General features: G+C 65.8%; 15 protein-coding genes. 11 read left to right on the top strand and 4 right to left on the bottom strand.

The window, feature by feature from the left end:
* The 4 genes from RM1_RS10280 to RM1_RS10265 form a co-directional block, all read right to left on the bottom strand.
* Positions 1–1,158, bottom strand: a complete 1,158-nt coding sequence (locus RM1_RS10280) for an oxidoreductase (protein ID WP_072751194.1) — start codon at positions 1,156–1,158, stop codon at positions 1–3.
* Positions 1,159–1,212: 54 nt separating this feature from the next.
* A complete protein-coding gene (locus RM1_RS10275; protein WP_072751193.1) occupies positions 1,213–1,905 on the bottom strand; it encodes a DUF2848 domain-containing protein in 693 nt (230 codons plus the stop codon).
* Positions 1,906–1,983: 78 nt separating this feature from the next.
* On the bottom strand, positions 1,984–2,844 hold the full coding sequence (locus RM1_RS10270; protein ID WP_083576643.1) for an IclR family transcriptional regulator: 861 nt from the start codon (positions 2,842–2,844) through the stop codon (positions 1,984–1,986).
* 340 nt (positions 2,845–3,184) lie between these two features.
* On the bottom strand, positions 3,185–4,000 hold the full coding sequence (locus tag RM1_RS10265) for a 2-keto-4-pentenoate hydratase (RefSeq protein ID WP_092667715.1): 816 nt from the start codon (positions 3,998–4,000) through the stop codon (positions 3,185–3,187).
* 220 nt (positions 4,001–4,220) lie between these two features.
* Here RM1_RS10265 and RM1_RS10260 point away from each other — a divergent pair, with 220 nt between their 5' ends.
* The 11 genes from RM1_RS10260 to RM1_RS10210 all read left to right on the top strand — a co-directional run bounded on the left by RM1_RS10260 (position 4,221) and on the right by RM1_RS10210 (position 14,036).
* Positions 4,221–4,982, top strand: a complete 762-nt coding sequence (locus tag RM1_RS10260; protein ID WP_072751192.1) for an alpha/beta fold hydrolase — start codon at positions 4,221–4,223, stop codon at positions 4,980–4,982.
* A complete protein-coding gene (locus tag RM1_RS10255) occupies positions 4,979–5,629 on the top strand; it encodes a pyroglutamyl-peptidase I (RefSeq protein WP_072751248.1) in 651 nt (216 codons plus the stop codon). The genes RM1_RS10260 and RM1_RS10255 overlap by 4 nt, the downstream gene beginning before the upstream one ends.
* A 25-nt stretch (positions 5,630–5,654) precedes the next feature.
* Positions 5,655–6,500 carry an alpha/beta fold hydrolase gene (locus RM1_RS10250; protein WP_245816191.1) on the top strand — a complete coding sequence of 282 codons (846 nt, stop codon included), beginning with the start codon at positions 5,655–5,657 and terminating at the stop codon, positions 6,498–6,500.
* A gap of 143 nt (positions 6,501–6,643) precedes the next feature.
* The gene (locus tag RM1_RS10245; RefSeq protein ID WP_072751191.1) at positions 6,644–7,510 is read left to right on the top strand and encodes a VOC family protein; all 867 of its coding nucleotides are present in this window, start codon (positions 6,644–6,646) and stop codon (positions 7,508–7,510) included.
* 83 nt (positions 7,511–7,593) lie between these two features.
* A complete protein-coding gene (locus tag RM1_RS10240; protein WP_072751190.1) occupies positions 7,594–8,841 on the top strand; it encodes an NAD(P)/FAD-dependent oxidoreductase in 1,248 nt (415 codons plus the stop codon).
* Between the two features lie 13 nt (positions 8,842–8,854).
* Entirely contained in the window at positions 8,855–9,187 is a 333-nt protein-coding gene (locus RM1_RS10235) for a non-heme iron oxygenase ferredoxin subunit (protein WP_072751189.1), read from the top strand.
* Between the two features lie 143 nt (positions 9,188–9,330).
* Positions 9,331–10,653, top strand: coding sequence for an aromatic ring-hydroxylating dioxygenase subunit alpha (locus RM1_RS10230; protein WP_083576641.1), 1,323 nt, complete (start codon positions 9,331–9,333; stop codon positions 10,651–10,653).
* Entirely contained in the window at positions 10,650–11,225 is a 576-nt protein-coding gene (locus RM1_RS10225; protein WP_072751188.1) for an aromatic-ring-hydroxylating dioxygenase subunit beta, read from the top strand. Before RM1_RS10230 ends, RM1_RS10225 begins: the two co-directional genes overlap by 4 nt.
* A gap of 64 nt (positions 11,226–11,289) precedes the next feature.
* Positions 11,290–12,471 (top strand): acyl-CoA dehydrogenase family protein, encoded by a 1,182-nt coding sequence (locus RM1_RS10220; RefSeq protein WP_245816189.1) that lies wholly within the window; start codon positions 11,290–11,292, stop codon positions 12,469–12,471.
* Positions 12,472–12,537: 66 nt separating this feature from the next.
* Positions 12,538–13,428 (top strand): VOC family protein, encoded by an 891-nt coding sequence (locus tag RM1_RS10215; RefSeq protein ID WP_072751187.1) that lies wholly within the window; start codon positions 12,538–12,540, stop codon positions 13,426–13,428.
* Positions 13,429–13,433: 5 nt separating this feature from the next.
* Positions 13,434–14,036 carry an NADPH-dependent FMN reductase gene (locus RM1_RS10210; protein ID WP_092667727.1) on the top strand — a complete coding sequence of 201 codons (603 nt, stop codon included), beginning with the start codon at positions 13,434–13,436 and terminating at the stop codon, positions 14,034–14,036.
* Positions 14,037–14,076 lie beyond the last annotated feature (40 nt).

The raw sequence follows: 14,076 nt of genomic DNA, 5'->3' as shown, positions 1-14,076 counted from the left end.
CTAGGCGTCCTGTCCCGCGCGCGGAATCCACCCGGGCCTGCTCAGCAGGTAGCGCACCATGCGCGGTGGGATGGTCAGCACCGACTCGATATCGGCGGCATCCTCCGGTAGCTGAGTCCGAACCTGAGAGTGTGCGCCGGCCTTCAGCTTGTCGATCCACTCGGGGTCGATGAGCGCCGCACGTCCGACCGCAACCAGATCCGCGCCCGCGCCCAGGGCATCGCGGGCGTCGTTCAGCGTGCGGATGCCGCCGCTCGCGACGACCGCGCTGCGCCCGGCCACCGCCGCGGCGATCGCCTCGATCGGATTGCGCGACTCCACGCGTGCTCGGGTCTTGGTCCAGTCTCGGTCCTCCGGTTGGGGGGAGTTCCGGCGGAAGTTGTCCATCGAGATGTGCACGTAGTCGACGCCGTCGGCGGCCAGGCGGTCGGCCAGGAGTGCCGAATCGTCGAGGGTGTAGCCGCCTGCCTCCGACTCGAACGGCGTGACCCGAAATCCCACGGTGACCTCCGGTCCAACTGCCTCGCGTACGACCTGGGCAACCGCCAGCGGAAAGCGCATTCGTTCGGCGACGTCACCGCCCCATCGGTCCGTGCGCTGGTTGGCCCGTGGGGAGAAGAACTGGTGGATCAGGTAGTGGTTTGCGCCATGGATCTCGATCCCGTCGAATCCCGCCTGCACGCCGAGGGCGGCCGCCCGCCCGAACGCGGTGAGCAGTTCCTGGATCTCGTGGTCGGTCAGTTCTCGCGGTATGCGGGCGCCTGGACGTGCCGAGGGGATGGGCGAGGGTCCGCGAATACCGCTGGGCCCGACCAGTTCCGGTAGCGCGATGCGGCCACCGTCGTAAATCTGCAGAACACCGAGCCCGCCGTCGCCTCGGACCGCCCCGGCCACCGCTCCCAGGCTGTCCAGGTGCGAGTCGTCGGTCGCACCGATGCCCTGCCAGGCCCGCCCGTCGGGGTGCACAAAGGCGCAGGAGGTGATGGCCGCGCCGAACTCGGCGGCACCACGCCGCGCCAGATAGTTCAACTCGGCCTCGGTCGCCGACCCGTTCGGATCGGAGGCGTCGGTCGTCATTGGCGCGAGGACGAACCGATTTCTCAGCGTCGCACCTGAATTGAGGCGTAGTGGGGACCAGGGATCGGAAGGGTCGTGCACAGCAGCTCCTGAAGAGAAGGGAACGTAGGCGGAATCGAGCAACGGAGTCAACGGTCAGTCGACCGGTGGCGGAGTTTGGCGCACCGCGTAGGACAATTCGATCGACCGGCCCGTGCGCGGATCGCCCAGCTCGACGCTCCATCCCGTGCTGAACTGGTCGACCTCGGCACGCATCGGGATCGTTCCGGACATGAGCACGGTGCCGGGGTTCAGCATGCCGCGCGCGCGCAGCTCCTCAGCCCAGTACATCGGGGTCAGCAACTCGGCGAGGGTGCCGTGCTGGATCACCTGCGGTCCGGCCTCGGTCATCACACTCCCGACGAGGGTGAGCTCGTCGATGCGGTCCGCGACGTCGGCCAGCCGCCACGCCTGACGCGCCAGCACGTCGGGTGCGGCCTGCTTGCTCCATGCCACGCCGTGCTGTTCGAGCCGCCGGTCGGTGTGGTCGCAGGCCGCGGTCAGCAGCAGCTCGCTCGGATCGTCGCCGGCGACGACCAGCGCCCACTCTGCCTCACCCGAGGTGCGTTCGTGCTGGACGGGCACCTCGTCGACCTGCATGGCAAGGTACGGCGCGATCGGGTAGATGCAGGGAATCCTGGTGGGTGCGGGTACTCCCAACTCGGCAAGCTCGGCGACGTGCGCGGCGACGTCGGCCTGGCTTCGGCCGGCGTATCCGGCGTTGAGCAGGGTGTGGACCGTAACCGCGACCTGCTCGTTGTCGGGTAGCTCGAAGGTCAGGCGGGTCATCAAGTTTCCTCACTGTCGGCGTGGCGACGCCACGGGTTGAGTCTGCGTGGCTGAGCCACGGGGCTTTCGAATGAAGGGTCAGACGGAGATGTGCTGCTGCCAGCTCATCTCCTGGGCGAGCTTGGCAACCCCGGCAGCCACGGCGCGGATGGCAGGCACCGCGTTCGCCGGCCGGAACCGGTGCACGGGACCGGAGATCGAGACTGCGGCGATCACCGCGCCGGACCAACTCCGCACCGGTGCCGCGATGCAGGTCAGGCCCGGTCGGATCTCCTGCCGGTCGTAGGCGATGCCGGACCGCTGGATCATGGTGAGTTCGCGCGCGAGCTGAGTCGGCGAAGCGATGCTCGACGACGTCGCCGGACGCAGATTGTTTGAGACACGCGCGAGTACGTCGGTGCTGCTGAATGCGAGCAACGCCTTGCCGATCGCCGTGTTGGCGGCCGGTAGCCGCGCGCCGATGCACGCTGGCGAGTTGACGCCGTTGTGACCGTGAATCTTGTCCACGTACAGCGCGTCCTCTCCGGCGAGCACGCAGAGGTTCACCGTCTCGTGGGTCATTTCGTAGAGGTCGAGTAGGTGAGGCAGCGCGACGCGCCGCAGCTCCTGGGTGTCGGGGTGCTTGGTGAGCGCGCCCAGCTCGTTGAGCCGGGCGCCCGGCGAGTACTCCGTGCCGCGCTTGGTGACCATCTCCCAGTCGACCAGGACGGCGAGCAGCCGGTGCGCGGTCGACTTCGGGAGTTGCGCGCGGCGGGCGATCTCGGAAACGCCCATGGTGGGGTGATGCGGAGTGAAGCTGCTCAGCAGCGCCAGCGCCTTGGCCACTGATGTGGACGAGTCGGGGTCGGGATGATCTCGGCCAGTGATCAACTGGATGCTCGTGCCGCTACGGGCGGTGCCGGTGGGCCGGGCCGACGTGGCGGTGCTGGGAATCGTCATGGTTGCCTCTCGGTCGCCAGGGCCGACCGCGGGGTCGGCGGGCTGGGCTGTCACGAAGTCGCGACGTGGGCTGTCGCATTCAGGTCGGGTTCGTCGAGGGCGGCGAGACCTCCCTCGACGGACGTCCACCGAACGTGCGCAGGGTGTCCGTCACCAGGGCTGAAGTGGGCTGACAGCTCGGGCAAGACGGGTATGTCACCTGGGCGGATTGCTGGGTGGTTGACCTGTTCCTCGACGTTATGCCCGCAGTGGTCTCCGTCACATCGGGGGAACTACCGAGGGACTACCCAATTACAGCTCGGTGAAGGCCGGGCAGCCGAGCGGCGAATCAGCTCGGTGCTCAGCACGTCACGCCGATCGACCCGAGATGGGTGAACTGTGCGGTGATCGTCGTTCCACGGGGCACGGGGACGGCGTCGGTCATGCCACCGGTCATCACGATCCAACCCGCCTCGATCGCGTGGCCCCGCTCGGCCAGCGAGTTGGCGGCCATGGCCAGGGCCTCTGCCGGATGCCCCTGCACCGCCGCGCCGACCCCGGTCGCCGCGAGCTGTCCGTCGACCTCGAGAAGGCATGCCTCGAGCGGGAGGTTCAGGACCGCGGGATCCGCGCCGACCGGACCGGTCACGTAGTAGGCGGACGACGCGTTGTCGGCGATCACGTCCGGCAGCGTGAACCGGAAGTCGAGGTAGCGGCTGTCGATGATCTCGAGGCTTGCGTACACCCGGTCGACCGCGGCCAGCGCCGTGGCGGCCGTGACGCCAGGCCCGGCCAAGCGCCGCCCCATGACGAAAGTGATCTCGGGCTCGATTCGCGGATGGATGAGCAGATCCTGGGGAAGCGGGGAACCGGCCGGCAACGTCATCGCGTCGGTGAGCCAGGCGGTCAGCGGTGCGGACACACCCATCTGGCGCTGCTTGGCGGGCGAGGTCAGCCCGAGCTTTACACCGACGATGTTCTCTCCGCGCTCGATCCGCTGACTCAGCGCCTCGTCCTGGATGCGATAGGCCAGGGCGATATCCAGCTCGGGGTAGGCGTCGGTGAGCGGCGCGCGCGCCGTGCGCTCCGCCTCGGCGCGCAACAGCTGACTCGCAATCGAGTCGACCGATCGCAGCGGCTCCAGTGTCTGGACCGTTCCACCGGGTTCTACGTTCATGCCTGATCCTCACATCGTTGTCGTGCATGGTGAACGCTCACCCTGACCTGACCGGCCGAACGTGAGAATCTCCGCGGTCCGTCCCCCGGAACATCACAGGCGAACCGCTGCATCGGTGCATGCGCTTGCCGTCCTGTGGAACGCGGGTGTTGCCGGACGGTGTGCCCGTCACGATCCTGGTGCCTCGACATTCAGAGTTGGAGCGAAAGGAAATTCACCCATGGCCAGATTGGCGGTCGACGGCGTCGAGGTCTACTACGAGGATCAGGGGCAGGGGGAGCCGCTGCTGCTGGTGCACGGCGCAGCCGCCTCCGGACGGTGGTTCGGTGACCTCGTTCCGCAGCTTGCCCGCGAGTACCGGGTGATCGTGCCCGACCTTCGGGGGCTCGGGCGAAGCCAGCGGGTCGCGCCACTGACCCGACCGCAGGTGTGGGTGGAGGACCTCTGGCGGCTGTTGGACGAACTCGGGCTCGACCAGGTCCATGTGGCAGGGGTGTCGCTCGGCTCGCGGATCGCCGGCAGGCTGGTGCTCGACGACGCCGCCCGGGTGCGCACGCTGACGGTCGACGCACCGATCATCGGCCTGAGCAACAGCGGAAATGCTTCGCTCAATACGGTTTTCACCAATGTCGATCCGGACGGCGAGCAGGCCCGCGAATGGCAGAGCCTGCACGGCGATGACTGGCGTGACGCCGTGGACTTCTACGCGAGGACCCGCAGCACCGCCGAGTTCCAGGAGTACTTCACGCTGCGGCCGCATCTCGCCGACCTCACAGTACCCACCCTGGTGTGCCGCGGCGATCTCGACGACCCGATCCACCCGGTGGACGACGCGTTCATCTGGCACAAGCAAGCACCGAACACCCAACTCTTCATCGCGCCCGGTCTGACTCAGTCATCGGTGATGCTCGAGCGCACAGAGCAATTCGTCGTCGAGTTCGCCTCGTTTCAGGCGCGGTGTGCGCTGGCGTCGGCGGCATGAGCCGGGTACTCGTCACGGGATTCGGGGCATACGCCGAGGAGGCAGACAACCCCAGCGGGGTGATCGCGCGCCGGTTCGACGGGCAGCGGATCGCCGGGTGCGACGTCTTCGGTCGCGTTCTGCCGGTGGACACCGAGTCGGTGCGGGGCGCACTGGCCAACGCCATCGAGTGCTCGCGCCCGGACGTCATCGTCATCACCGGGGTGGCACCAGGGCGCACCGCGCCCGCGCTGGAGCGTGTCGCAATCAATGTGCGGGACTTCCCGATTCCGGATACCGATGGACGCACACCGATCGACGAGTTCGTCGAGCCGGGGGCACCCGCCGCCTACCTGAGCACGTTGCCGGTCAAGGCGATCGTGGCGGGTTGGCGTCGCGCGGGCATTCCGGGCTACGTCTCGAACACAGCCGGCACCTACTTGTGCAACCAGACGTTCTATCTCGCCCGGCACCTCTCTCGTGAGACGTCAGCGCGCGTTGGGATGGTGCACATACCTGTCGTTCCCAGCCGCGCGTTCGAGATCGGTAGTCCGCCACCTCCGTCGATGTCGATGGATGCCCTCGAGCATGCTGTGTCGCTTGCCGTTTCGATCGCTGTCCAGCACGACGGAGCGGACCTGCGCATCGGTGGCGGAGCGATCAGTTGACCTGTGACCGCTCAGAGGAGCTGCAATGATCGAAATGTCGGAGCAATCGAGTAGCCGAACCCTGGAGGTCGACGGGAGCGCGGTTCACTACCACGACATCGGCTCGGGCGAACCGCTGGTCATACAACAGGCATTCGGGCCGCTACCCGGCACGACGGCATGGTTGACCTATCACCGGATTCTCGCGGACCTGGCCGCCGATCATCGCTGCATCGTGGTGGACTACCCCAATTTCGGGCGCAGCAGTCCCCGCGAGTTCCATGAGCCCGTACACGACCTGTATGTACGGAACACACTGGCGGTGCTCGACGAGCTCGGGCTCGACACCGTGACGATGCTCGGCGTGTCGACCGGCGGGACGGTCGCGCTCGACATGGCGATGACGGCACCCGAACGCGTCGGCAGACTCATCGTCGGCGGCTGTAGCGCGTCCACCGGCGGCGACCCGTACCTGCTCGCGCCTGCACCCACCGAGGTGGGGCGGCTGTTCGACGAATGTCAGTCGGGTCCGGCCGATCGCGACAGAATCGCGCGGTTGCTTCGCGGCATCGTGTTTGACCCCGATCTGATCGGCGACGACCTCGTCGAGCGGATGTATGCGTGGCGGCTGCGAGAGCCCGAGCATGCCGAGGCATGGACGCGTTCGACGATCGTCGCCCGGAGCAACCTGCAGGCGCTGTCGACGATCAAGGTGCCGACTCTGGTCGTGCACGGACGGTTCGACCGCATGGTTCCCCTGGAGGGGGCGCTGATGCTGCTGGGCTACCTACCGACCGCCGACCTCGTGGTGCTGAACAACTGTGGCCATTGGCCACCGTTCGAGCGTCCGAGCGACTTCGTCGCTGCTGTGCGGGCGTTCCTTGCCGCTTGACCACACTCGACGGCGCCCTGTCGGCGTTCCGACAGGCGGATCGAGGGCGTTGTCGAGACCGGGATCCCTCACCCAAGCTGACCACCCAAGCCGGAACCAACACAACGGATTCCGGCGGACCATCAGGAAGGCGACACGCGATCATGACTGAAGTTGTCGGGCTCGGCTACGTGGGACTCTACGCGACGGATCTGGAGGCCTGGCGCACGTATGGGACAGAAGTTCTTGGCCTGCAGGATGTTTCCGCAGCGGAGAACTCGGACGATCAAACCGTGCTGCTGCGAGCCGACGAACGCGGCTGGCGGTTCGCGATCCATCGTGGCGATGCCGGCGGCGCGGCCTATGTCGGGTGGGAGGTCGCCAACCGGCCGGCCCTCGACGCGCTCGGGGAGCGGCTTGCCGCGGCCGGTGTCGCCGTCGAGGAGGATCCCGACTGCGCCGCCGTGCGCCGGGTCGAGGGCCTGCTGCGGTGCACCGACGCCGATGGGAACCGCCTCGAGTTCTTCTACGGCGCGCGCGTGCCGAAGCGGCCGTTCGTCTCCCCGCGCGGAGTTCGTTTCGTCACCGGTGATCTCGGCCTGGGACACGTCTTCTTCTTCGTCACCGACCTGTCGGCGGCCAAGGAGTTCTACCTCGACACGCTCGGATTCCGGCTCAGCGACACCATCGAGTTCCACGGGCGCAAGGTGCATTTCCTGCACGTCAATCCGCGTCACCACAGCCTTGCCTTCGTACAGAACGACAAACTGGCTCCGGCCCTGGGCCACTTCATGCTGGAGGTGGACCACATCGACGACGTCGGTCGCACCCTCGACGAGGTGAACACTCGCGGCGTGCAGCTCACCGAGACACTGGGCCGACACACCAACGACCTGGCGATCTCGTTCTTCATGAAGAACCCGTCGGGTTCCGAGGTCGAGTACGGCTATGACGGTCGACTCGTCGATGACGCCACCTGGCGGGTGTCGAACTACGACGCGACCAGCCTGTGGGGCCACCACCGCGACTGAGCCGCGGGTGCGTGAGTGCGAGGACCTCACCCATGACACAACACCGGCATTGACCAGAACACCGAGATGACAGAGACATAGAAATGACTGAAACCTACGTCGTGGTCGGCGCGAGCCTGGCCGGCGCGCGCGCGGTCGAGGCGCTTCGTACCGAGGGGTTCGACGGCCGCGTCGTCCTGGTCGGTGCCGAGAACCATCTGCCCTACGATCGCCCGCCGTTGTCCAAGGAGTTGATCCTTGGACACAAGCAGCCCGGCGAGACACTGATCCATCCCGCGGAGTTCTATTCCGACAACGACATCGAGTTGCTGCTTGGTGCCCGGGCGACACGCATCGACGCCCACGGTCGCCGCGTCGAGCTCGACCGCGGACGGTCGATCCCGGCGGACAAGGTGCTGCTGTGCACCGGAACAACACCACGGCGTCCGGACGTCCCCGGCATGGATCTTGACGGCGTGCACCTGCTGCGCACAGTCGACGACTCGATCGCCATCCGCGACCAGCTACGCGCCGGCGGATCCGTCGTCATCGTCGGCGGCGGATTGATCGGAATCGAGCTCGCAGCATCGGCGCTGGCGTTGGGCAACGACGTCACGGTGCTCGAGCGTGATGCCGGACTGATGCGCAGGGTGCTTGGCGCGCAGATCGGAGATCGCCTCTCGAGGCTGCATTCGGACCGTGGCGTGCGCATCCGGACCAACGCGGAGGTGGCGCGGATCGAGGGCGATCGCCGCGCGCGCCGGGTGCACACCACCGACGGGTTCGCGGTCGCCGCCGACCTCGTTGTGATCGGAATCGGTGTCGTACCCGCGATCGACGCTGCCCGCGACTCCGGTATCGACATCGACAACGGAATCGTCGTCGACGAATATTGCGAAACGTCGATGCCGAATGTGTACGCCGCGGGAGACGTCGCCAGCCATCCCAACGAGCTCGCCGGAGAACGTATCCGGCTCGAGCATTGGCAGAACGCACAGAACCAGGGAATCGCGGCGGCACGCTCGATGGTTGGCCGCCGCGAGCCCTACCGGGATGTGCCGTGGTTCTGGTCCGATCAAGGTGACACCAATATTCAGGTCGCAGGCCACCCGCGGGTCTCCGACGATCTGGTGTGGCGCGGCGACCCGGAATCGGTGGAGTTCACCGTGTTCCATCTGCGCGATGGCGTGCTCGCCGGTGTGGTCGGGGTCAACCGACGACGCGACGTTCGAATGGCAATGAACCTGATCGACAAGCGGGTACGCCCGGATCCGGCGTTGCTCGCCGACCCGGCCGTGGACATACGCAAGATCGGCGAGGCCTCGTCGCTGGACAGCGGCACATATCGGTGAAAAGGAGGAAGCAATGACAACTACGGAGAAGTCGGAGAACCTGGTCCGGGTATGTGGGGTAGAGGAACTCACGGCCGGAAATGTGACCCGGGTGAACACCCAGCCCCCCATCGCGGTCTACAACATCGACGGTGAATTCTATGCGACCGCTGACTGGTGTTCGCACGACAAGTCGTCGCTGTCGGACGAGGGATTCATCGAGAACGGTCAGATCGAATGCGGATGGCATTTCGCCAAGTTCTGCATCAAGACCGGCGCGGTCACCGCACCGCCGGCCTCGGCACCGTTGGCGAAGTATGAGGTTCAGGTCGTCGATGGCGCGATATACGTCGTCGTCGAGAGCTGAAGACTCGTTCCAAAGCCCAGAACAGGTACATCGACTGCGCACGAGGGCGCTGATTAGCTGTGACGCAGACATTGAACGACATCGTCGGAGTGCGACAAGTCTCTCCAAACCGAGACCGCGCAAGAAATGAAAGGGGGATAATCGTGGCCGTTGACGCCGATTATCTGCATTCGTTGGTGAATTGGAATCAGGGCAGCATCGGGCCCGAGATCTTCATCAGCGACGAGATCTACAAGCTAGAGCAGGAACGCATTTTTGGGCGTTCGTGGCTGTTCCTGGCACACGACAGCATGATCCCGAATCCGCACGACTTCTTCGCGACCTATATGGGCGGAGACCCGGTGCTGGTCGTGCGCCAGCCGGACGGCAGCGTCAAGGCGTTCCTCAACGCCTGCCGGCACCGAGGCATGCGCGTGTGTCGCGCGGAAGAGGGCAACACCCGCTCGTTCATGTGCACCTACCACGGCTGGACCTACGACAGCGCGGGCAAGTTGCAGAGCGTCCCCAACCAGGAGGACGCGTACTTCGGCAAGCTGTCGCTCGAGGACAATGGCCTGATCCAGGTAGCCCAGGTCGACAGCTACAAGGGAATGATCTTCGGCAACTTCGACCCCACCGCGCCGCCGCTGCACGACTACCTGGGCGATCTCAAGTACTACATCGACGGCTGGGTCGACCACGCCGAGGGTGGCATCGAAGTCCTTCCGGGCGCGATCAAGTGGACGATCAACGCCAACTGGAAGCTGGCTGCCGAGCAGTTTGCCGGCGACACCTACCACGCTACGACCACCCACCTCTCGTCGTTGCTGTCGTTCGGTCCCGGCTTCGACGCCAAGGACGGTGCGCACGTTTCCCTCCGCGAGGGACATGGCGAGAGTTTCCTGTTCGAACGGCACACCCGATTCGAGGACGATCCACTCGGTCAGTACAACGAGGAGAAGCGCCGGATTGCGCGCGAGCGGGTGGGCGATCGCGCCGACATGGTCGCGAATTTCAACGCGTTTCCGAACTTCTCCGGCCTACCGGGCTCGGCCAATATTCGGGTGTGGCACCCCAAGGGGCCCAACAAGTTCGAGATCTGGTCGTTCACCGTCGTGGAAAAGAACGCGCCGGAGGAAGCAAAGCGCGCCCAACAGATCTCGGCGTCGTTCACCGAGGGTGCTGCCGGCGTCGTGGAGACCGACGACGGCGAGAACTGGGGCATGATCAGCGGCGTCCTCGAACAGGGATATCAGGCGCGGAAGATGGCCTGGAACTATGAAATGGGGCTCGGCACCGAACGCGAGCACCCGGATTTCCCCGGCGAGTACCACGATTCATTCTTCGGCGAGGCCGGGCAGCGCGGCTTCTACCGACGGTGGCTGGAGTTCATGACCACCGAGGCGTGGCCTGTGATCCCACCGGAGGAGCGCAACGGAACCGCCGACGCAGTCACAGCTGGCAGCAACACGGGAGGTGCGCGATGACGGTTGAGGACGTAGTCGTGGAAGCCGGCGCGAACGTGCTGGAGCAGGTCCTGCTCCAGCACCGGGTCGAGCAGTTCCTCTACCGTGAATCGCAGTTGCTTGACCACTGGCAGTGGGGGCAGTGGCTGGAGTTGTTCGCCGACGACATTCTTTACTGGATGCCTGTGCGTAAGAACCGACTTCGTCGCCAGCGTGACGCAGACGAGGTCCCCGAGGGCATCGAGATGGCGCACTTCTACGACAACTTCAGCTCACTCCAGTTGAGGGTGAACCAGATGCACTCAGGAACCCATTGGGCGGAGGATCCACCATCGCGGTGCCGACATCTGATCACGAACGTGCTCGTCACACCGCGCGACGGCGAAGAAGCTGCAGGCATGGAGTCGCCGGAGTACGACGTGTCGTCCAACTTCCTGCTCTACCGCAACCGGCTCGAGTCCGAGACCGACATGTGGGCGGGCGAACGCCGGGACGTGCTGCGCGTGGTTGGGGAGGGCTTCAAGATCGCCAAGAGGACGATCCTGCTGGATCAGAACGTCGTGCAGTCAAAGAACCTGAGCGTCCTTTTCTAGGTCGCTGCTCGGCGTCGAGACTTGCTCCGACGACACTCGGCCGTTCAGGCCGGAATGGAGATGGATGACCATGGTAGTCAAAGAGATTGATGGGTCTGGCGACCTGGCGACCCTGCACGCGACGCTCGTGGAGCGTGCGCGCGCCCTGGCACCGCAGATCCGAGAGCGGGCCGCCAAGACGGAGGCTATGCGTGCGGTCCCGCGCGAGTCGATCGCGGAGATCGTCGCGGCCGGGCTGGGTGGGCGAATTCTCGCCCCGCGCCGGTTCGGTGGCGATGAGCTCTCGCTCGACACAATGTACGAGGTGTCGTTGGAGCTCGGTCGAGCCTGCGCCTCTACGGCCTGGTGCGCGGCATTGCTTCCGCACGACGCGCACATGGTCGGGTTCTTCCCTCAGGCCGCACAGGAGGCCGTCTGGGCTGACGGGCCTGATGCATGCGTTGCAGCATCGCTCGCACCCGCCGCAACTGTGCAAAGGGTCGACGGCGGGTATCGGCTCACCGGCCGGCACGGCTTCGCCAGCGGAGTGGACCACGCGTCCTGGGTGATCGTGAGCGGACTGATCAAGGATGGCGGCCGACCCGCAAATCACCACTTCCTGGTGAAGCCAGGCGACTACACGATCGACGACGACTGGTACGCCGCGGGGATGCGGGGGACCGGCAGCAAGACGATCGTCGTAGACGACGTCTTCGTGCCCGACGGCTTCGTGCTCGCGGCGGCGGCGTTGGTGGCAGGAGACGCTCCCGGTAGGGAGGTCAACCAGGGTGCGCTCTACCGCCAGCCGTTGGCGCTGCACGCTGGGCTGACGTTCCTTGGCCCCATGATGGGTACGGCACTGGACGCCTACGACCACTTCGTCGACTGGGCGCGCGGACGAGCACAGACGGCCGGATCGGAGATCGTCCAGGAGGCGGTCGCGCGGACCGCGGCCGACCTCGACCTGGCACAGCTTGCGGTGCGGAGAATCCTGACCGCGGCACGGACCTCCGGGACCTTCGAGCTGGCCGACCGCGCGGAGATCCTGCGCGACTACAACCGCGTTGCCGAATTGCTCGTCGACTCGGTCGATCGGCTGTTCGCGTTGAGTGGCACCTCCGGGTTCAAGGAGACCAGCCCGATGCAGCAGAAGTGGCGCGACATCCACATGATGGCCAGTCACGTCTCGTTCACCCGCGCCAACTTCCAGCATTACGGCCGGATGGTGCTCGGACTCGAGCGCGATCCGAAGCTCGTCGTCTTCTGAGTCCTCGGCACTCGACCGATTCGCAGTCCTCATTACTCCGCTTGATCCTCGGAAGGAAGTAGACCCATGGCTGCTGTCAGCCAACTCAGTTATGTCGTCGGGACGTCCAGCGACGTCTCGGGGTGGAAGAAGTACGCGACGGAAGTCCTAGGGTTGGAGGTGTCGCGAGACAGCGACGACAGCCTGCTCTACGTCCGTGCCGACGACCGGCACCATCGGATCGGCGTACGGGCAGGCCACGAGGACGACGTCGCCTACGTGGGATGGGACGTGGCGTCGAAGGCGGCTCTCGAAGCCGCCGCTGCGCAGCTCGACGCCGCAGGAGTAGAGGTGACGGCCGGCACGCCGGAGGAGGCGGCCGATCGCCGGGTCATGGAGTTCGTCCACTTCACCTGCCCGTACTCGGGCGTGCGGATGGAACTCGTGCTCGGGCACGAGAAGATCTTCATGCCGAGGTTCCATCCGTCCCGGGACCTGGCCGGCTTCAACACGGGCGAGATGGGCATGGGGCACGTTGTGCTCTACGCCGCTGACATCGCCGGAGCGGCCGACTTCTATTCTCGGGTACTGGGCTTCGGTGTCAGCGACTTCGCCAACATCCCGAAAGTCGGGCCGTTCGCCGTGTTCCTGCACTGCAATACCCGGCATCACTCGCTCGCTTTCATGAACATTCCGGGTGCGCAGCGACGTATTCAGCACGTGATGTTCGAGACGGTCAGCATCGACGATGTCGGCCGCAGCTACGACCTGTGCCTGGACCGGGGAATCACGAGCACTTCGACGGGGCGACACCAGAACGACCACGTTTTCTCCTTCTACTTCCGCAATCCGTCCGGATGGCACTTCGAGTACGGCTGGGGGCCGCGGATGGTCGATCCCGAGACCTGGACGGCCGAAAACTATGACTTGAGTTCGGGTTTCGCGTGGGGACACGACGGCCTGATGAAGATGGTGTGACGAACGTGGACCTCACAGTGCAGCCTTTCATCGTGGGCCTCGGCGGAACGCTGAGAGCGGGTTCGTCGACGGAGTCGGCCCTGCGCATCGCGCTGGATGCAGCTGAGGAAAGCGGTGCGCGCACGGAGTTGTTCGGCGGTAGCGAGCTCGCCCGCCTACCCATGTACGACCCGGACGTTCCGAACGGAGAGGAAGCGCATCGGCTGATCGAGACTCTTCGTGTCGCTGATGGCGTGATCATCGCTTCGCCGGGCTACCACGGATCGGTATCGGGTCTCGTCAAGAACGCTCTCGACTACGTCGAGGACCTGCGCGAGGACGGAAACCCGTACCTGTCCGGCCGGGCGGTCGGCTGTGTCACCACTGCCTACGGTTGGCAGGCGGCCGTCACGACACTGCAGACGCTCCGCAGCATTGTGCACGCGCTACGGGGGTGGCCGACGCCCCTCGGCGCGGCCATCAACTCGGGCATCACACGCATCGACTACGGGCAGCAGCTCGACGAGCGGGTCGAGTTTCAGTTGCGAACGGTCGGCCGCGAGGTCTGTGCGTTGAGCCGTGTAGCACGCTCGACCGCGAACGGCTTCGCGGGCGTGACGTCCGAGTAGCCATTGTCCCGACAGCCCACGGGAATCGCCCCGGCGTTCG

It is taken from the genome of Rhodococcus maanshanensis NBRC 100610 (genome assembly GCF_001894865.1).
Classification (GTDB): domain Bacteria; phylum Actinomycetota; class Actinomycetes; order Mycobacteriales; family Mycobacteriaceae; genus Rhodococcus_G; species Rhodococcus_G maanshanensis.
This window is presented reverse-complemented; position numbering and strand designations above follow the sequence as displayed.

Excerpts from the sequence above, each read along its gene's own strand:
- RM1_RS10275 (WP_072751193.1), bottom strand. The coding sequence starts at position 1,905 with ATGACCCGCCTGACCTTCGAGCTACCCGACAACGAGCAGGTCGCGGTT.
- RM1_RS10270 (WP_083576643.1), bottom strand. The coding sequence starts at position 2,844 with ATGACGATTCCCAGCACCGCCACGTCGGCCCGGCCCACCGGCACCGCC.
- RM1_RS10265 (WP_092667715.1), bottom strand. The coding sequence starts at position 4,000 with ATGAACGTAGAACCCGGTGGAACGGTCCAGACACTGGAGCCGCTGCGA.
- RM1_RS10260 (WP_072751192.1), top strand. The coding sequence starts at position 4,221 with ATGGCCAGATTGGCGGTCGACGGCGTCGAGGTCTACTACGAGGATCAG.
- RM1_RS10255 (WP_072751248.1), top strand. The coding sequence starts at position 4,979 with ATGAGCCGGGTACTCGTCACGGGATTCGGGGCATACGCCGAGGAGGCA.
- RM1_RS10250 (WP_245816191.1), top strand. The coding sequence starts at position 5,655 with ATGATCGAAATGTCGGAGCAATCGAGTAGCCGAACCCTGGAGGTCGAC.
- RM1_RS10245 (WP_072751191.1), top strand. The coding sequence starts at position 6,644 with ATGACTGAAGTTGTCGGGCTCGGCTACGTGGGACTCTACGCGACGGAT.
- RM1_RS10240 (WP_072751190.1), top strand. The coding sequence starts at position 7,594 with ATGACTGAAACCTACGTCGTGGTCGGCGCGAGCCTGGCCGGCGCGCGC.
- RM1_RS10235 (WP_072751189.1), top strand. The coding sequence starts at position 8,855 with ATGACAACTACGGAGAAGTCGGAGAACCTGGTCCGGGTATGTGGGGTA.
- RM1_RS10225 (WP_072751188.1), top strand. The coding sequence starts at position 10,650 with ATGACGGTTGAGGACGTAGTCGTGGAAGCCGGCGCGAACGTGCTGGAG.
- RM1_RS10220 (WP_245816189.1), top strand. The coding sequence starts at position 11,290 with ATGACCATGGTAGTCAAAGAGATTGATGGGTCTGGCGACCTGGCGACC.
- RM1_RS10215 (WP_072751187.1), top strand. The coding sequence starts at position 12,538 with ATGGCTGCTGTCAGCCAACTCAGTTATGTCGTCGGGACGTCCAGCGAC.